The following is a 20,116-nucleotide window of genomic DNA, read 5'->3' on the forward strand; positions in this document are numbered from 1 at the left end:
TCGATGAAAAATACTGAAATGAAAAACTACTAAATATGAAACGAAAAGAAACCTGTTTGTGCTTTTGTTTACTAATGATTTTATTCATTGCTTGTTCCGGTGAAAAGAAAAAAGAAGACTCCGAAAAAGGAGTGGAAACGGTGTTGCCTGATATTAAAAACGAAGTTACCGTCATCCCATTGCGTAAGCAGGTTTTTAATCACGAGTTAGTAAGTAATGGGAAGGTGGCTGCTCTGGGTTTTGCTGATCTTCGCTTCCAAACGGCTGAAGTGATTGTACATATCTGGGTGAAGAATGGCGATAAAGTGCGCAAAGGACAGAAGCTGGCTGAACTGGATAAATTTCGATTGGGCAATAAACTGTTACAGGCAAAGAATGCACTCGAAAAAGCACGCTTGGAATTACAAGACGTACTCATTGGACAGGGGTATGCAGCGAAGGATTTCGAGAAGGTACCGGACGCAACTATGAAGTTGGCAAAGGTAAAAAGTGGATATGATCAGAGCAAGGCTGATTATGATTTGGCATTGTACGAAGAACAACATGCTACGTTAGTTGCTCCCTTTGATGGAACAGTGGCTAATCTTTTTTCTAAACCAATGAATGTAGCAAGTACTGCCAATGTGTTTTGTACACTGATGGATACCCGGAGTATGGAGGTGGATTTCTCCGTACTGGAAAGTGAACTGCCGCTGTTAAAGAAAGGAGATAAAGTGCAGATAACTCCTTTTGCAGATGTATCTGCCCTGCATGAAGGAAGCATTGCGGAGATTAATCCATTGGTGGATGACAAAGGAATGGTAAAGGTTAGGGCGCGAGTAAATGGCAATGCCAAACTTTTCAATGGAATGAATGTGAGGGTGAGTGTGCACCGTTCACTAGGCGAGCAATTGGTGATCCCGAAGAGTGCTGTTGTACTTCGTTCGGGTAAACAGGTGGTCTTTACGCTAAAAGACGGGAAAGCTATGTGGAACTATATACATACGGCTTTGGAGAACGCCGACAGTTATAGTATTGCAGACGGATTGAATGAGGGAGATACGGTGATCGTAACCGGAAACATAAATTTGGCTCACGAAGCACCTGTTTCTGTTGTTAAAAACCTACAGACCGGAAGCAAATGATAAAATTCTTAATACAACGCCCTATTGCAGTATTGATGGCGTTTACAGCCTGCTTTATACTCGGTTTGGTAACATACTTCACCTTGCCGGTTTCTTTGTTGCCCGACATATCTATACCCGAAATTACAGTGCAGGTGGCAGTACCCAATACGTCTGCCCGTGAATTGGAGAATACTGTAGTGAAGCCTATTCGTCAACAGTTGATTCAAATAGCGCGACTGAAAGATATGACTAGCGAAACACGTGATGGCGCAGGCATTATAAGGCTTAGTTTTGAGCATGGTACCAATACTGATTTAGCTTTTATTGAGGTGAATGAGAAGATTGACGCGGCAATGAATTATCTTCCCAAAGATACGGATCGCCCGAAAGTGGTAAAGGCTAGTGCTACGGATATACCGGTGCTGTATCTCAACTTAACCTTGAAGAGTGATAGTGCTTATACCCAAACGGATGAAAAGGCATTTCTCAACCTGTGTGAATTCGCTGAATCGGTAATCAAACGCCGGATAGAACAGTTACCGGAAGTGTCGATGGTGGATGTTAGTGGATTGCTGCAAAGGCAGTTGCAGATAGTGCCGGATATGAGTAAAATGGCAATGCTGGGATTGTCTATTGAAAATATTGAAGCGGCACTGGAGCGAAATAATATTGAACCGGGAAGCATGACGGTGCGTGATGGTTATTATGAATATAACATCAAGTTTTCAACTCTTCTTCGCACTGCGCAGGATGTAGAGAATATCTATATCCGAAAGGAAGGCCGCATTATACAGCTTAAGGAGTTCTGCAACGTAAGCATTGTACCGGAAAAAGAGAAGGGAATCTCTGTCTCTAATGGGAAACGGGCTGTGACATTGGCTATCATCAAGCAGGCTGATGAAAACATGGATCAGATGAAAGCTTCGTTGACGAGAACTACGGATTATTTTGCCCGCATATACCCCGATATTGAATTTAGCGTGAGTCGCAACCAAACGGAATTGCTGGATTATACAATCTCTAACTTGCAGCAAAACTTATCTCTTGGGTTTCTGTTTATCTGCATTGTGGCTGTATTGTTTCTAGGCGATGTGAAATCTCCTTTTATTATTGGGCTGAGTATGGTGGTGTCTATCGTAATCAGCTTTTTGTTTTTCTATCTATGCAACATGTCTTTGAATATAATCTCTTTGTCGGGCTTGATACTGGCATTGGGTATGATGATAGACAGCTCTATTATTGTAACGGAGAATATATCGCAATATCGTGAGCGGGGCTATTCGTTGAGAAGGGCTTGCATAACCGGTACTTCTGAAGTTATTACACCTATGTTGAGTTCCTCCTTAACTACTATTGCGGTGTTTGTGCCGTTAATTTTTATGAGTGGCATTGCAGGGGCAATCTTTTTTGATCAGGCATTTTCAGTTACAGTAGGATTGATCGTTTCTTATTTTACGGGAATTATGTTGTTGCCGGTACTGTATATGTTGGTGTATGGTTTGGGGATACGAAGGTTTAATTGGAAGATAAATAATCCGTTAAAGGAGCATACTCTTGATGCTTTTTATGATAGGTGGTGTGATTGGGTCTTTGCGCATAAAACTATTACGGCAGTGTTTTGCATCGTTTCAATTCCTCTTTGTGTCGCTTTGTTTTTCTTTATAGATAAGGAGAGAATGCCTAAGATTGATGAGAACGAATTGGTGGTCCGTGTGGAGTGGAACGAAAATATTCATATTGACGAAAACAGAAAGAGGGTAGATGGACTGTTTCGTGAAATGAAAGATAAGACGGTGGAGCAAACAGCATCCATTGGGCAACAAGATTTTATCCTCAACAGAGAACAAGAACTATCGGCATCTGAGGCTGAATTATACTTTAAAACGGCTGATCCCAAAGAAATTGAGCCTTTACAAAAAGAGGTGTATAAGGCATTAAAGCAGCAATATCCGTTAGCGGTGATCTCTTTTTCGCCTCCTGAAACGGTGTTTGAGAAGCTTTTTACAACGAATGAGGCGGATGTTGTGGCTGAACTTTATGCTCGGAATAAAGAGAAGGCTCCGGCTGCCGGTGAAGTGCGCAAATTGGAAGAACGTTTTGCCGATAAAACCGGTGTGGCTCCTACAGGAATTGCTTTTGAAAACCAGTTGAATATTCGCATCAGCCATGAGAAGTTGCTTTTGTATGGAGTATCTAATGATGAACTGTATCGGGAACTGAAGACTATTTTTAAAGAAAATAGTGTTGCTATGCTGCATTCTTATCAGCAGTATCTGCCTATTAATATTGTAGGAAGTGAGAAAACAGTAAATAGGGTGCTGCAAGAAACACTTATACGCACAACGCCTGATAAGGATGGGGCTGTGAATTATATCCCGCTCCGCGAACTGATTACGGTTACTCCGGCTGAAGACTTTAAAAGCATTACTGCAGGTAAAAACGGAGAATACATCCCTTTTCGGTTTTATGATGTGAAGGCTCCCGAAACGTTAATGACGAAAGCAAAGCAAGTGGTAGGAGAGTCGGATGATTGGGACATGGCTTTTTCGGGTAGCTTTTTCTCGAATAAAAAAATGTTGGATGAATTGGTGATCATTCTGTTTGTTTCCATTTTACTGATGTATTTCATTCTGGCGGCTCAGTTCGAGAGTTTCGTGCAACCGTTGATCGTGTTACTTGAAATTCCCATTGATGTTGCCTTTGCGTTATTGCTGCTTTGGGTGTGTGGGCATACGCTAAATTTAATGTCGGCCATTGGCTTGATTGTGACTTGCGGTATTATCATTAATGACTCTATTCTGAAATTGGATGCGATTAATGAACTACGGAAAGCGGGTACTCCCTTACTTGAAGCGATTCACGAAGCAGGGAGACGTAGATTGCGCCCTATCATCATGACTTCGCTGACTACCATTTTTGCCATGGTGCCACTGCTCTTTTCTTATGATATGGGGTCGGAATTGCAAAAACCTCTATCTATAGCTATGATAGGAACGATGGCGATTGGTACATTGGTGAGCTTGTTTGTCATTCCGCTGGTCTATTGGTCTATTTACAGAGATAGAAGTGCCATATCAAGAATCAAAAAATAAACTACTATGAATTTTCATATTATGATGAGAAGGAATTTCTTACGTTTCGCTATTTGCTTGAATTTTGGGTGTGTATTTGTACCTTTTCTTTTTGCTCAGACGAAAATAGTCTTAGACTTGCAACGAACAATTGAATTGGCAAATGATAGTTCATTGGAAGCTTTTCGTGTCCGGAATCTTTATCTGTCAGGTTATTGGGAGTATCGTACTTATAAGGCAAACCGCCTTCCTAGCATCACTCTGAATGCTACGCCGGCCGAATATAATAGGGCTATTACGCAACGGTATGACTCGGAAAATGATGTGGATGTGTATCGTAGCCAACAATCATATTTTGCGTATGGTAACTTATCTGTTAAGCAGAATCTTGATTGGACGGGAGGTACTTTCTATGTGAATTCTAATCTTAGTTATATCCGTAGTTTTGGAGCCACGGATGCTACGCAATTTACCAGTGTGCCTTTAAGAATAGGTTACTCGCAGAGTTTGTTGGGGTATAATGCTTTTAAGTGGGAAAAACGCATCGAGCCTTTGAAATATGAGAAAGTAAAGAAACAACTTATTTATAATATGGAAGCCGTCTCCGAGCAAGCTACTACTTATTTCTTTGCTTTGGCAATGGCGGATGCAAAGTACAAATTAGCGCAGGATATTGTTGCCTCTAGTGATACTCTTTATCGGATGGGTATGCAACGCCATAAGATTGCGGCTATCTCTCAAGCGGATCTGTTAACGTTGAAACTTGATTTGGTGAATGCTCGTAATACTTTGCAGAATATAGCCATTTCTCGTAAACGGGCTATGTTTGCGTTGGCTTCGTATTTGGGTATGGATAAGAACACGGAGATCCAGTTAGATCTTCCCGGACGTCCGCACGAGATTTCTATTATGGTAGACAAGGCGCTTAATTTGGCAAAGGAGAACAATCCTAGTTTTTTGGAGTGGAAGCAGAATGTATTGGAGGCACAACAGGCGTTGGATAAAGCAAAAAAAGAATCTCGTTTGAACGCTAGTTTTAATGCTAGTGTCGGTTATAATCAGGTAGCTGATAATTTAAGTGATGCATATCGTAGACCTATGCAACAAGAACTGGTATCGGTTAGCTTTAGTATTCCATTATTGGACTGGGGGGTCAGTAAGGGTAAACGTAACATGGCACATAATAACTTGGAGGTTGTGAAAACGTCTTCACGTCAGAGTGAACTTACTCTTGAAGAGGAGGTGATTATGACGGTTAATGACTTTAATATCCAGCAAAGTCTCATTGCAAGTGCGGAGGAAGCTCTTGACTTGTCTATTTTAGCTTATAACGAAACTCGTCAACGCTTTGTGATTGGAAAGACGGACATCAATAGTCTCACGCTATCACTGAATAGGCAGCAGGAAGCTCAGCAGAATTATATATCCGCTTTGCAAAACTATTGGTTGAACTATTATAAGATAAGGAAGTTAACGTTGCATGACTTTGCCTCCGGCTTTTCTCTCTCCGAAAAGTTTGATTATAATTTAAACTCTCGGTGGTGATTCATCTATTTGGGTATTTTGATCGGGAATTGGCTCTCAATGAATGATGTTAATGTTTTATTAAAGAAGTATTGATGACTAATAATAAAAGAACTGTTTCGTCTTTTACGATAATTGTAGCATTTATTTGTGTTGCATTGCTGGGATTGGCACTGATACCTCTACTGCCTGTTAAGTTGAATCCTTCACGAACGTTACCGGGTTTCACGGTGCAATTCGGTATGGCAGGTACATCCTCTCGTGTCGTAGAAATGGAAGCTACTGCCAAGCTTGAGGCGATGCTGGCACGTATTAAGGGCATAAAATACATCAATTCTACTTCGGGTAATGGATGGGGGCGGATCACAGTTGAACTGGATAAGCATGTTGATGTAGATGCAGCACGCTTTGAAGCATCTACTATTATTAGGCAAACGTGGGCGCAATTGCCTCAAGGGGTTAGTTATCCGTACATTCGAATGAAGCAACCTGATGAAGATGCTTCGCGTCCATTTATGTCGTTTACTCTAAATGCTCCGTCGACTCCGATATTGATTCAGCAATATGCGGAAGACCACATAAAAACACGCTTGGCACAGATACCGGGTGTTTATCAAATTGAATTGAATGGAGCTACTCCTATGGAATGGAGGCTGGAATATAACAGTGATCAACTTTCTCGTTTGGGAATAACGATTGCAAATATTCGGCAAGCTATTTACCGTTATTATCAAAAGTCTTTTTTAGGAACGTATGATACTGAAGCGCTCCCAGGCAATAAACAATGGATACGGTTGGCTTTAGTGCCCGAACATGATGGATCATCCTTTGACGCGTCTCAAATCCAGGTTTCTTATTCAGAGGGTAAGCTGATACGGCTCGATGAATTGGTAACGGTAGAACGAGTAGAGGAGGCTCCACAAAGCTATTTTCGCATCAACGGATTAAATTCTATTTATCTGTCTATTACAGCAGAAGAAACAGCTAATCAATTGCAATTAAGTAATTCAATCATGCAGAAGATGCACGAGATAGAGCGTGTTTTGCCTGCTGGATATGAGATTCATACAAGTTACGATGCTACCGAATTTATTCGTGCAGAGTTGGATAAGATTTATTTTCGTACGGGACTTACAGTTTTAATTTTATTGGCGTTCGTTCTGATGATTACTTTGAATTTGCGCTATCTGTTTCTTATTATCACCAGTTTAAGTGTCAACATTGCCATCGCTATTATTTTTTATTATTTCTTTGGGCTAGAGATGCAACTCTACTCGTTAGCTGGTATCACTGTTTCACTCAATTTGGTAATTGATAACACTATTGTGATGGCTGATCACATCTTGCATCGCCGTAATCTGAAAGCTTTTATCTCTGTATTAGCAGCCACACTTACTACCATGGGTGCTTTGATCATTATCTTCTTTTTGGATGAAAAAATACGGCTGAATCTTCAAGATTTTGCAGCGGTTGTGATCGTTAATCTGTCAGTCTCGCTTTTTGTCGCTTTATTCTTTGTTCCGGCTATGATTGATAAGATTCATCTTGAGAAGAACCATTCTCGCACCTTCTTAGCTCGACGACTTCCTTTTTTTCGACGAAACTCTTTATTGGTGAAACGGATTATTGTGCATTTCACTCGGATCTATAGTGTACTGATACGATTCTTATGTCGCTGGAAGATGACTGTTTGCTTAATTCTTATTCTACTTTTCGGACTACCGCTGTTCTTACTTCCCGAAAAAATAGAGGGAGAGGGGAAAATGGCGGAAGTATACAATAAAACGATTGGGAGTATCTTTTATAAGGAGACTGTGAAACCTGTTACCGATAAATACTTGGGAGGTAGTTTAAGATTGTTTGCTCAAAAAGTATACGAAGGTAGTTACTTTACCCGAAACGAAGAAGTTGTATTGTATGCCAATGCGAACTTGCCCAATGGCAGCACGCTTGAACAGATGAACACGCTGATGAAAAGAATGGAAACTTATCTGAGTGAGTTTAAAGACATTAAACAGTTTCAGACATCCATATACAGTGCACAAAGAGCTACTATTAGTATTTATTTTGATAAGGAACATCAAAATAGTGGTTTCCCGTATACACTGAAAGCAAATATTATCAGTAAGGCCCTTGAATTGGGAGGTGGAAGTTGGGGAGTATACGGACTGCAAGATCAGGGCTTTAGCAATGATGTACGTGAAGGGGCAGGCTCATTTAGAGTAAAGATGTATGGCTATAATTACGATGAATTGTATCATTGGGCTGAGAACTTGAAAGAAAGGCTTTTGGAGCATCGAAGAATAAAGGAGGTGCTTATTAACTCGGAATTCTCTTGGTGGAAAGATGATTATCAGGAATTCTTTTTTGACTTGAACAAAGCGAAAATGGCGCAACAAGATCTTCAGGCCAGTACATTGTTTGATGCAATCAGCCCTATATTTGGCAAGAACATAGAGTGTGGCTCTGTGGTAACCGATAATGGAATAGAGCAAATAAAGCTATCTTCTCGTCAGTCTGATGAATATGACATTTGGGCTATGCAAAATTATCCTTATGGAGATGAAGCTCAATGGTATAAGCTATCGGAGCTGGCGGACATTGGTAAAGGACAGATGCCTCAGGAGATAGCCAAAGAAAACCAACAATATAGATTGTGCCTTCAATACGAATACATTGGCTCCTCTGAACAGGGAAATAAGATTTTGAAGAAAGATTTGGAAGAATTTAATAAAGAACTTCCGATGGGATACAGTGCCGAGTCGGATAGTAATGCTTGGTCATGGGGAAAGAAGGAAAATAAACAGTACTTTCTATTGTTGGTGGTTATTGCCATTATTTTTTTCATAACCAGTATCTTGTTTAACTCTCTGAAACAGCCGTTAATCATTCTCTTTATTATACCCATTTCATATATCGGTGTATTTCTCACTTTCTATTGGTTCAAATTAAACTTTGATCAGGGAGGTTTTGCTTCATTTATTCTTTTGTGTGGCATTACGGTAAATGCAAGTATTTATGTGCTCAATGAATACAATGGTATTCGTCGGCGGCATCCGTCTATGAAAGCCTTACATGCATATACCAAAGCATGGAATGCTAAGGCGACTCCCATTTTTCTCACGGTTCTCTCTACTATACTTGGTTTTGTGCCGTTTATGGTGGGTGCAGAAAAAGAAGCTTTTTGGTTTCCTCTTGCTGCAGGCACTATTGGAGGATTAGTGATGTCTGTGGTGGGTGTATTCCTGTTTTTGCCAGTTTTTACTCTTGCTAAAAGAGAGGTAAGGGCCTCGAAATAGCGAACTCTTACTCTTTATCCGGATGCAAGTTACATACTTATGTCACAATGAATGCAAATTTGTCAGGCTTTGTCGTTAACCGCTGTTAATCGGTTCATACTCAATGTTAAAAGAGAACAAAAAATGGTGACAAAGAGAATAAGAGAACGAATTTTGTCGTTATTTTAACGTCGGTAATGTTAAAAATGAATTTAATATTAACAATCTAAATAACGAATAATATGAAACAGACAACCAGAAAAATCCTCGGAGTCGGAGCGATAGTTCTTTTGAGTTCGGGAGTGGCAGGAATCACTACTTACACCATGTTGAGGCCGGAAATCAGGCCCTTGACTTACGATGAAATGTTTCAGCAAAACCCAAACTCTCGTTTGGCAGCCTACAATGCCATAGGAGGACAACCCGTTGATCTCACGGCAGCAGCCGAGAATTCTATTCATGCGGTTGTGCATATCAAATCGACCCAATTGTCGAAAGTTACAACAGTGCAACAGGCCCCCGATTTATTCGATTTCTTTTTCGGTGACGGAGCAACCGGTCGCCAACGTCAAATGCAAACACAGCCCAGAGTTGGCTATGGATCGGGTGTGATTATCTCCAAAGACGGTTACATTGTAACTAATAATCATGTCATTGAAGGTGCCGATGAAATTAGTGTGAAGCTGAATGATAATCGCGAATTCAAAGGGAGAATTATAGGTGCTGACCCCGCTACTGACTTGGCTTTGATTAAGATAGAAGGAGACGAATTCCCAACACTTGCAGTGGGTAACTCTGATGAACTGAAAATTGGAGAATGGGTATTGGCAGTGGGAAATCCTTTCAACCTTACTTCTACGGTTACTGCCGGTATTGTGAGTGCCAAGGCTCGTATGTTGGGTGTTTACAGCGGTGGTGTTGAGTCGTTTATTCAAACGGATGCAGCTATTAATCAAGGTAATAGTGGTGGTGCTTTAGTAAATACCAAAGGTGAATTGGTGGGAATCAATGCGGTTCTCTCTTCTCCAACAGGTGCTTATGCGGGCTATGGATTTGCCATTCCGTCGAGCATTATGACTAAAGTCGTATCTGATTTGAAACAATATGGAACCGTTCAGCGCGCGTTGCTTGGTATAAAGGGTGGTTCATTAAGTGATGAGCAATTAAGCGATGCAGCAACTAAAAAAGCAAAAGAACTAGGCGTTGTTGACGGTGTATTAGTCGCTGAAGTTATTGAAGGTGGTTCTGCTGCCGGTGCAGGAATCAAAGTGGATGATGTTATTATAGGAATCGACGGACATAAGGTTCGGAATATGGCTGAACTACAAGGCGAATTGGCAAAACATCGTCCGGGCGACAAGGTTAGCGTGAAGGTTATTCGCGAAAAGAAAGAAAAAACAATTGTGGTTACATTGAAAAATGAACAAGGAACTACGAAAGTGATGAAGAATGCCGGACTCGATATTCTGGGCGCTGCCTTTAATGAAGTGTCGCCGGAGTTGAAAAAACAACTCAACTTAGGTTATGGAATTCAGGTTACAGGAGTTTCGGCTGGCAAAATGGCAGATGCGGGAATCAGAAAAGGCTTTATTATACTGAAAGCCAATGGACAGACCATGAATTCGGTTAGTGATTTGGAAGAAGCGTTTAAATCAGCCACCAAATCCCCCGAACAAGTATTGTTCTTAACAGGAATGTTCCCCTCAGGAAAAAGAGCCAATTATGCGGTCGACTTAAGTCAAGAGTAGCATGATATTAAGGTAAGAAGATTGAATTTTAGCTAACATTAATGAAAAAAGAGCGTTGACAGTCAACATGTCGACGCTCTTTTTGTTCTTTAGATGATAGGAATGAGCAAAAAGTTACTTCATATTTTTCAGTATAAGAATAATTTGTTGTACCTTTGCGCACCAAAATGTGTTTTTTAGAAGGATGAGACAATTAAAGATTACAAAAAGTATCACTAACAGAGAGAGTGCTTCTCTTGACAAATATCTGCAGGAAATTGGTCGTGAAGACTTGATTACTGTGGAAGAAGAGGTAGAGCTCGCTCAACGCATTCGAAAAGGTGATCGCGTGGCATTAGAGAAACTGACAAGAGCCAATTTGCGTTTCGTTGTTTCTGTAGCAAAACAGTACCAAAACCAAGGTTTGAGTTTGCCCGACTTGATTAATGAGGGTAATTTAGGACTGATTAAAGCTGCTGAGAAATTTGATGAAACACGTGGTTTTAAGTTTATCAGCTATGCTGTGTGGTGGATTCGTCAATCAATTCTACAGGCTTTGGCCGAGCAATCGCGTATTGTACGCCTTCCCTTGAATCAGGTAGGTTCGCTGAATAAAATCAGCAAAGCTTTCTCTAAATTCGAGCAGGAAAATGAACGCAGGCCGTCACCTGAAGAACTGGCAGACGAGTTGGATATCCCTGTTGATAAGATCTCTGATACATTGAAAGTATCTGGCCGTCATATATCGGTAGATGCTCCCTTTGTTGAAGGAGAAGACAACAGCCTCCTGGATGTGTTGATCAACGATGATTCGCCCATGGCTGACCGCTCTCTGGTAAATGAGTCTCTTGCGAGGGAAATTGATAGAGCACTTTCTACGTTAACCGATAGAGAAAAGGATATTATACAAATGTTCTTTGGTATCGGACAACAGGAAATGACACTGGAAGAAATCGGCGATAAATTCGGGTTAACCCGTGAACGTGTTCGTCAGATTAAAGAAAAAGCTATTAGAAGATTAAGACAAGGTAATCGTAGCACGTTGCTCAAATCTTATTTAGGATAATAAGAATATCAGTTTCTGACATTTAAAGGTTTACTAAACCGGTTTGGCCGTCAAGGCTGAACCGGTTTTTTCTTTTGTATCTGTTATTTCTAGTGCATTTTGTATCTTGGTTTGAAGTGAATGTTTATCTTTGTAACGGACTTTTAAAATAATATAGTATGAAATTTGCGAAAATAGCGCTGTCGCTTATATTGGCGTTTGTTGTTTGTTCGGCTTTCTCATTTAAAAAAGCAAAGAAAGAGGTGTATGCGTTTGGAGTTTCGGCTTCATTTACTGATACTGTAGTGTATTATACTGAAATTCAATTGCTTGATAGTGTTCAACTCGACAAAAACGGCTTCTTGCCTCAAAGGGATTTGTATAGTTATCAGTTGAAGAATTATTTGGAGCTGGAAAAAAATCTCTCTAACCGTACCTGCATGATTTACTTCTCAGAAAACAAAGTAAAGTTAAACAAAGAGATGGCTAAAATCGTTAGTCAATATAAAAAGAACAAATCAGTTGCGCTTCGGGAAGTTAAAACGACAGAATTCAGTTTTAAAAAGCCTGTTGTGTCTGAATAAAATAGCTCTCTTTTATGACTGGTAAACTGAAAAAGCTGATTTTGGCAGTGCTAACTGTAATTACAGTAACTACTGTGCTAGTGGCTTGTAATCACAATGATGAACCCGATCCTGTTCAGGAAGAAGATTTAAGAACTGTATTGGTTTATATTGCTGCTGACAACTCCCTTACATCCTTTGCCGCTGATGATGTTGCTGAAATGGTATCTGGCTTTGCTGCTGTAGACGCCGATAAAAATAATTTGCTGGTATATGTTGATACGCAAAGTGCAAAACCTCTTTTGTATCAGATAAGTAAAGATAGCAAAGGGGCAGTCGTTAAGAATATTTTGCATGAATACGAAGAGCAAAATTCTGTTTACCCTACTGTGATGGCCGAGGTTTATAACCGTGTATTTTCCGCTTTCCCTGCTAAAAGCTACGGATTGGTTCTTTGGTCACACGGCGATGGATGGTTACCATCTCCTGCCAATATTAGTGCGAGCAAGGCCTCTACCCGTTGGTTCGGACAGGATGGAACTTCTTATATGGATATCTCAAGTCTGAATACCGCTTTAAATAGTGCTCCTCATTTTGACTTTATCCTTTTTGATGCTTGTTTTATGCAGTCAGTAGAGGTAGCTTATGAGCTAAAAGATCGTGCCGATTATTTTATTGGTGCACCCAATGAAATACCGGGTCCGGGAGCTTATTACACGGAATTGGTTCCGGCTATGTTTAGTCAGGCGAATAATTTGGCGTCGACTGTGGCTCACGGCTATTATGATTATTATGCTGCAAAATATACCGGGCAGACTGGCAGCAATGAGAATTGGACAATGGGGGTTACTGTGTCTGTCTTAAAAAGTAGTGAAGTGCAGGCTTTAGCAGCAGCTACAGCTGCTATTTTACCTAAATACATAACCAACGGTAGTGCAATCAATGTTTCTTCAATCTATTCGTATGACCCTCGTTCTACTTACTTTTATTATGATTTGAAAGATTTGATTAAGTCTTTGGTTGCTTCTGATGATCAAACCTTGTTTTCTGCTTGGAGTGACGCATTTGAATTGGCAGTTCCACTACATCTTACTACAGATAAAACTTATTCTTCGTTTGTTTATGGCATGATTTCTATGGCTGGATCGAGTGGCTTATCTGCATATATCCCTAGGAGTAGCTATGTATCTCTTAATACTTTCTATCATAGCTATGCCTGGTATTCGGCAGCAGGTTGGAGCAATACGGGTTGGTAATTCTGACCATATATTAACCACATGAATGAAAAACCAATTGGTAGAGTTAAATACGCGTTAAGTAAATTCCGCCAACTGGTAGAACTAATTTTACAAATTCACCCCTTAATATCCTGAATCATACAAATCTTGTCAAGAGCAAGTTTATATATTATTAACGAGCAAACCGGGAAGCAACAAGGAGCGGCAAGACTTTGGTAAAACATAACCAACTTTTTCAAAAACATAACCGACTTTTTCAAAAAGATAACGAGCAATTTTAAATCATAAACCGTCTTTTGGTTCCTGAGCAACCGTCTTACGACCGTAACACGGTTGCTCAGGAACCTTTTGCTACCGTGCAAACCGGCGCGAGACACCGTGCTAATGCAATCACAAACCGTCAAGACATAAAAAAAGGCAAGAGTACGAACTCCTGCCTTTGCGCCTATAATAATTTGAATATACTATAAGCTTATAAGTACAAAGATAATACATTATCCTGTCAATTCCAAATTATTGTGGTTCTTTTATCAGGTTATTATTAGGGCACAAACCGTGGTGTTTCGAATGTAACGAAAACCGCTAATCCGCAAAATAAATACATAAAATAACCAACTAAATCCCCTATATAAAAACAATAAACAGCTGTATGCTTATAAGGAAAAATAGCCAAAAAATTTGGTGATACTTGGTGATACTTGGTGAGGCTTTTTTTTAGCCAAGTGTCACACTTAAAAAACTGATAATCAACCCGTTGCAAGGTTGGTGATACTTGGTGATACTTTATTTCATACTTTTTATGAGGCAAAACAACACTTGTGCAAGTATCCGTTGGCAGAATTCATGAAGTTAAAAGGGGGATGCCATGAATGGAAAGTCCATTGCCGGAGTTACATTTGCGCTAAGTTAATTCCGCCAACGGCTTCCCCTTATATAATATAAGGTATACCATTTCTTTGTATTTCTCCGGTTCCCCCTTTCTTTGTATTTATTTTCATGGTGTTACCTCCTGATGTCTAGCGCTTTAAGCCTTTTCGCTCCTTTCTTTTCTAAAAAAAGAGTATGATCTTCTTGTTTTGTATGGCAAAAGCTTCTACTTTTGCACCCGCTTTGCAAGAGAGACAAAGTGTTTTCTTGAAATGTTGATAAAGCGCCTGTAGGGTTTGACTCATGCGGTTTTACTTTTAAAAAAAAACTTCTCTGAAAGTTTGGAAGTGAAGCTAAAAAGTCTTTATCTTTGCAGTCCGGTTCGCAAAAAAGGATCTTTTTTTGTTTAGGCCTTCGCTCTTGCTAAAAGAGTTTTAGAAGGTAGCTTAACGAAAAAAAACTTTTAAAAAAAACTTCCGAAAACATTTGGTTGTTACTTTTAAACTCCTTACCTTTGCACCCGCTTTAGAAAACAAAGCAAAAATAAAAGAAGCGTTCTTTGATAGAATTACATAAACAATACAAGTAGTACAATAGCAAAATGCTTTTCTTCTTGTTTGGTTTCTTCGGAAACAGATCATTTAAGAGAAGTAATTTTGGGTAAAATTTAGAACCGTCAATATCCTGCTTTCAGCAGGGTGTGAACTTAAATAAATTTACGAAATCCTGAACAGAGCTAAAAACTGCTTATGAGAGATACTTTCGGGTATTTTTTATAAGTACACAATACTTTTACAATGAAGAGTTTGATCCTGGCTCAGGATGAACGCTAGCTACAGGCTTAACACATGCAAGTCGAGGGGCAGCATTGGGGTAGCAATACTTCAGATGGCGACCGGCGCACGGGTGAGTAACACGTATCCAACCTGCCGCTTACTCGGGGATAGCCTTTCGAAAGAAAGATTAATACCCGATGGTATAAAGAGTTCGCATGTTCTCTTTATTAAAGAATTTCGGTAAGCGATGGGGATGCGTTCCATTAGATAGTTGGCGGGGTAACGGCCCACCAAGTCTACGATGGATAGGGGTTCTGAGAGGAAGGTCCCCCACATTGGAACTGAGACACGGTCCAAACTCCTACGGGAGGCAGCAGTGAGGAATATTGGTCAATGGACGAGAGTCTGAACCAGCCAAGTAGCGTGAAGGATGACTGCCCTATGGGTTGTAAACTTCTTTTATAAGGGAATAAAGTGAGGGACGTGTCCCTTTTTGTATGTACCTTATGAATAAGGATCGGCTAACTCCGTGCCAGCAGCCGCGGTAATACGGAGGATCCAAGCGTTATCCGGATTTATTGGGTTTAAAGGGAGCGTAGGTTGACATATAAGTCAGCTGTGAAAGTTTACGGCTCAACCGTGAAATTGCAGTTGATACTGTATGTCTTGAGTGTACAAGAGGTGGGCGGAATTCGTGGTGTAGCGGTGAAATGCTTAGATATCACGAAGAACTCCAATTGCGAAGGCAGCTCACTGGGGTACAACTGACACTGAGGCTCGAAAGTGTGGGTATCAAACAGGATTAGATACCCTGGTAGTCCACACAGTAAACGATGAATACTCGCTGTTTGCGATATACAGTAAGCGGCCAAGCGAAAGCATTAAGTATTCCACCTGGGGAGTACGCCGGCAACGGTGAAACTCAAAGGAATTGACGGGGGCCCGCACAAGCGGAGGAACATGTGGTTTAATTCGATGATACGCGAGGAACCTTACCCGGGCTTGAATTGCAGAGGAATATAGTTGAAAGATTATCGCCGCAAGGTCTCTGTGAAGGTGCTGCATGGTTGTCGTCAGCTCGTGCCGTGAGGTGTCGGCTTAAGTGCCATAACGAGCGCAACCCTTATCATTAGTTACTAACAGGTCATGCTGAGGACTCTAGTGAGACTGCCGTCGTAAGATGTGAGGAAGGTGGGGATGACGTCAAATCAGCACGGCCCTTACGTCCGGGGCTACACACGTGTTACAATGGGGGGTACAGAGGGCAGCTACCGGGCGACCGGATGCCAATCCCAAAAACCTCTCTCAGTTCGGATCGAAGTCTGCAACCCGACTTCGTGAAGCTGGATTCGCTAGTAATCGCGCATCAGCCACGGCGCGGTGAATACGTTCCCGGGCCTTGTACACACCGCCCGTCAAGCCATGGGAGCCGGGGGTACCTGAAGTACGTAACCGCAAGGAGCGTCCTAGGGTAAAACTGGTGACTGGGGCTAAGTCGTAACAAGGTAGCCGTACCGGAAGGTGCGGCTGGAACACCTCCTTTCTGGAGTGATTTCGTAAAAGGTTTTATGATTATTACTTTAAGTCTGATTAAGGTTAGATTTATCTGTTGTACTACTGGTACTTGTTTATTTAATATATAGTTGTTAGATAACACAAGAGAAAAAAAAGAAGCCGAGCCGAAAGGCAAGGGTTTGAACACAGTCCTATAGCTCAGTTGGTTAGAGCGCTACACTGATAATGTAGAGGTCGGCAGTTCAACTCTGCCTGGGACTACGAATCTCTTGATTCGGGGGATTAGCTCAGCTGGCTAGAGCATCTGCCTTGCACGCAGAGGGTCAACGGTTCGAATCCGTTATTCTCCACTTCAGGTTCTTTAGAACCGACAACGATCTTTGACATAATGTACAAAAGCAAAAAGTAAATTTTTTAGTAAGAGCTAAAAGTATATATCAACCATACGTTTTGATTCGATATTTATATTGGATTAAGAAGTGTTTGATAAGAAGAAAGTAAGCAAGGGCACATGGTGGATGCCTTGGCTCTCAGAGGCGATGAAGGACGTGATAAGCTGCGATAAGCTTCGGGTAGGTGCAAATGACCTTTGATCCGAAGATTTCCGAATGGGACAACCCAGTATCTTGAAGAGATATTATACTGCTATGCAGTAGGCTAACGCAGGGAACTGAAACATCTTAGTACCTGCAGGAAAAGAAAATAATAATGATTCCGCTAGTAGTGGCGAGCGAACGCGGAATAGCCCAAACCATATATGTTACGGCATATATGGGGTTGTAGGACCACGATGTGGGATCTCAACAGTAGAGAAGAAGTAACTGGAAAGTTATGCCATAGCGGGTGATAGCCCCTTATTCGAATACTGTTTGACCCTAGTGGTATCCTGAGTAGCGCGGAACACGTGAAATTCTGTGTGAATCTGCCGGGACCATCCGGTAAGGCTAAATACTCCTGAGAGACCGATAGTGAACCAGTACTGTGAAGGAAAGGTGAAAAGCACTTCGAATAGAAGAGTGAAATAGTTCCTGAAACCATGTGCCTACAAGCGGTCGGAGCAGCCTTGTGCTGTGACGGCGTGCCTTTTGCATAATGAACCTACGAGTTACTTTTTCCGGCAAGGTTAAGGGTCTTGAGACCTGCAGCCGAAGCGAAAGCGAGTCTTAACAGGGCGATTTAGTCGGAAGGAGTAGACGCGAAACCAAGTGATCTACCCTTGGCCAGGTTGAAGGTTAGGTAACACTAACTGGAGGACCGAACCGATAAGCGTTGAAAAGCTTCCGGATGAGTTGAGGGTAGGGGTGAAAGGCTAATCAAACTTGGAGATAGCTCGTACTCCCCGAAATGCATTTAGGTGCAGCCTTGTTTATTACTAATGTGAGGTAGAGCGACTGATAAGATGCGAGGGCTTCACCGCCTATCAAGTCTTGATAAACTCCGAATGCGCATTAGTTTGAGAACAGGAGTGAGGGCGCGGGTGCTAAGGTCCGCGTCCGAGAGGAGAAGAATCCAGACCATCAGCTAAGGTCCCCAAATAACCGCTGAGTTGAACTAACGAAGTCAGATTGCTAAGACAGCTAGGATGTTGGCTTGGAAGCAGCCATTCATTTAAAGAGTGCGTAACAGCTCACTAGTCGAGGAATTTGGCGTGGATAATAATCGGGCATAAGCGGTTTACCGAAGCTATGGAACCATATAATGGTTGGTAGGGGAGCATTCCACTCTGCGTTGAAGGCGAAGCGTGAGCTTCTCTGGAGCGTGTGGAAACGCAAATGTAGGTATAAGTAACGATAAAGGGGGTGAGAAACCCCCTCGCCGAAAGACTAAGGTTTCCTGATCAACGCTAATCGGATCAGGGTTAGTCGGGTCCTAAGGCTCCGCCGAAAGGCAATGCCGATGGCTGAAATGGTTAATATTCCATTACTACCTTTAAGAGTGATGTGGGGACGGAGTAGTGATAGTGCCGCGAACTGACGGAATAGTTCGTTAAAGGGTGTAGAAGTTGAGGAATGCAGGCAAATCCACATTCCGATTCGAACCTGATAGTATGGAGCGTCTTCGGACAATCCAATAGTGCATGTAAGCAGACTTCCAAGAAAATCCGCTAAACTTAATCTTATAGGTACCCGTACCGTAAACGGACACACGTAGTCGGGTTGAATATACTAAGGCGCTTGAGTGAATCACGGTTAAGGAACTAGGCAAATTGACCCTGTAACTTCGGGATAAAGGGTCCCTCCTCGCAAGAGAGGGCGCAGAGAATAGGTCCAGGCAACTGTTTAACAAAAACACAGGGCTGTGCAAAATCGAAAGATTCCGTATACAGCCTGACACCTGCCCGGTGCTGGAAGGTTAAGAGGAGATGTTATCGCAAGAGACGCATTGAATTGAAGCCCCAGTAAACGGCGGCCGTAACTATAACGGTCCTAAGGTAGCGAAATTCCTTGTCGGGTAAGTTCCGACCTGCACGAATGGTGTAATGATCTGGACACTGTCTCAACCGTGAGCTCAGTGAAATTGTAGTATCGGTGAAGATGCCGATTACCCGCGATGGGACGAAAAGACCCCGTGAACCTTTACTATAGCTTAACATTGAATTTGGGCCATTGATGTGTAGGATAGGTCGGAGACTATGAAGCGGGTACGCTAGTATTCGTGGAGTCGCTGTTGAAATACGACCCTTTGATTGTTTGAATTCTAACCCGTTTGTAATGGGGACACTGTTTGGTGGGTAGTTTGACTGGGGTGGTCGCCTCCAAAAGTGTAACGGAGGCTTCTAAAGGTACCCTCAGGACGATTGGTAACCGTCCGTAGAGTGTAATGGCATAAGGGTGCTTGACTGGGAGACCGACAAGTCGATCAGGTAGGAAACTAGAGCATAGTGATCCGGTGTTTCTGTATGGAAAGGACATCGCTCAAAGGATAAAAGGTACTCCGGGGATAACAGGCTGATCCCTCCCAAGAGCTCATATCGACGGAGGGGTTTGGCACCTCGATGTCGGCTCGTCACATCCTGGGGCTGGAGAAGGTCCCAAGGGTTGGGCTGTTCGCCCATTAAAGTGGCACGCGAGCTGGGTTCAGAACGTCGTGAGACAGTTCGGTCTCTATCTATCGTGGGCGTATGAAATTTGCGTGGCTCTGACACTAGTACGAGAGGACCGTGTTGGACTGACCTCTGGTTTACCGGTTGTGCCGCCAGGTGCATCGCCGGGTATCTAAGTCGGGATTGGATAAGTGCTGAAAGCATCTAAGTACGAAGCCAGCCACAAGATTAGATTTCTTAGGGTCGTCAAAGACGATGACGTTGATAGGTTGCAGGTGTATAGATAGAAATATCACAGCCGAGCAATACTAATTGCCCGTTCACTTTCTTCTTGTCAGTATGGTTTTTATATACGTTTAGCTG

The 20,116-nt window shown here is 41.9% G+C and carries 8 protein-coding genes, 2 tRNA genes and 2 rRNA genes; all 12 read left to right on the forward strand.

The window, feature by feature from the left end; genetic code table 11:
* Positions 1-35: 35 nt before the first annotated feature.
* The 12 genes from ACKPCE_RS09635 to ACKPCE_RS09690 all read left to right on the forward strand — a co-directional run bounded on the left by ACKPCE_RS09635 (position 36) and on the right by ACKPCE_RS09690 (position 20,085).
* Positions 36-1,124, forward strand: a complete 1,089-nt coding sequence (locus ACKPCE_RS09635; protein WP_319505015.1) for an efflux RND transporter periplasmic adaptor subunit — start codon at positions 36-38, stop codon at positions 1,122-1,124.
* Positions 1,121-4,198: an efflux RND transporter permease subunit gene (locus tag ACKPCE_RS09640; protein ID WP_319505016.1), complete on the forward strand. Its 3,078-nt coding sequence runs from the start codon at positions 1,121-1,123 to the stop codon at positions 4,196-4,198. Before ACKPCE_RS09635 ends, ACKPCE_RS09640 begins: the two co-directional genes overlap by 4 nt.
* 24 nt (positions 4,199-4,222) lie before the next feature.
* Positions 4,223-5,722 carry a TolC family protein gene (locus ACKPCE_RS09645; protein WP_319505948.1) on the forward strand — a complete coding sequence of 500 codons (1,500 nt, stop codon included), beginning with the start codon at positions 4,223-4,225 and terminating at the stop codon, positions 5,720-5,722.
* 74 nt (positions 5,723-5,796) lie between these two features.
* On the forward strand, positions 5,797-9,000 hold the full coding sequence (locus ACKPCE_RS09650; protein ID WP_319505017.1) for an efflux RND transporter permease subunit: 3,204 nt from the start codon (positions 5,797-5,799) through the stop codon (positions 8,998-9,000).
* A 221-nt stretch (positions 9,001-9,221) separates the two neighbouring features.
* On the forward strand, positions 9,222-10,727 hold the full coding sequence (locus ACKPCE_RS09655; protein ID WP_319505018.1) for a Do family serine endopeptidase: 1,506 nt from the start codon (positions 9,222-9,224) through the stop codon (positions 10,725-10,727).
* 184 nt (positions 10,728-10,911) lie between these two features.
* A complete protein-coding gene (locus ACKPCE_RS09660; protein WP_024996513.1) occupies positions 10,912-11,772 on the forward strand; it encodes a sigma-70 family RNA polymerase sigma factor in 861 nt (286 codons plus the stop codon).
* A 158-nt stretch (positions 11,773-11,930) separates the two neighbouring features.
* The gene (locus ACKPCE_RS09665) at positions 11,931-12,335 is read left to right on the forward strand and encodes a hypothetical protein (RefSeq protein ID WP_276994767.1); all 405 of its coding nucleotides are present in this window, start codon (positions 11,931-11,933) and stop codon (positions 12,333-12,335) included.
* Between the two features lie 14 nt (positions 12,336-12,349).
* Positions 12,350-13,570 carry a clostripain-related cysteine peptidase gene (locus tag ACKPCE_RS09670; protein ID WP_319505019.1) on the forward strand — a complete coding sequence of 407 codons (1,221 nt, stop codon included), beginning with the start codon at positions 12,350-12,352 and terminating at the stop codon, positions 13,568-13,570.
* A 1,643-nt stretch (positions 13,571-15,213) separates the two neighbouring features.
* A 16S ribosomal RNA gene (locus ACKPCE_RS09675) occupies positions 15,214-16,738 on the forward strand.
* A 159-nt stretch (positions 16,739-16,897) separates the two neighbouring features.
* Positions 16,898-16,971, forward strand: a tRNA-Ile gene (locus tag ACKPCE_RS09680).
* Between the two features lie 15 nt (positions 16,972-16,986).
* Positions 16,987-17,060 (forward strand) — tRNA-Ala (locus tag ACKPCE_RS09685).
* A 141-nt stretch (positions 17,061-17,201) separates the two neighbouring features.
* Positions 17,202-20,085, forward strand: a 23S ribosomal RNA gene (locus ACKPCE_RS09690).
* The 16S and 23S rRNA genes sit together here with 2 tRNA genes alongside, the layout of an rRNA operon.
* The last annotated feature ends 31 nt before the right edge of the window (positions 20,086-20,116 follow it).

The organism is Bacteroides graminisolvens (assembly GCF_963666085.1).
GTDB classification, from domain to species: Bacteria; Bacteroidota; Bacteroidia; order Bacteroidales; family Bacteroidaceae; genus Bacteroides; species Bacteroides graminisolvens.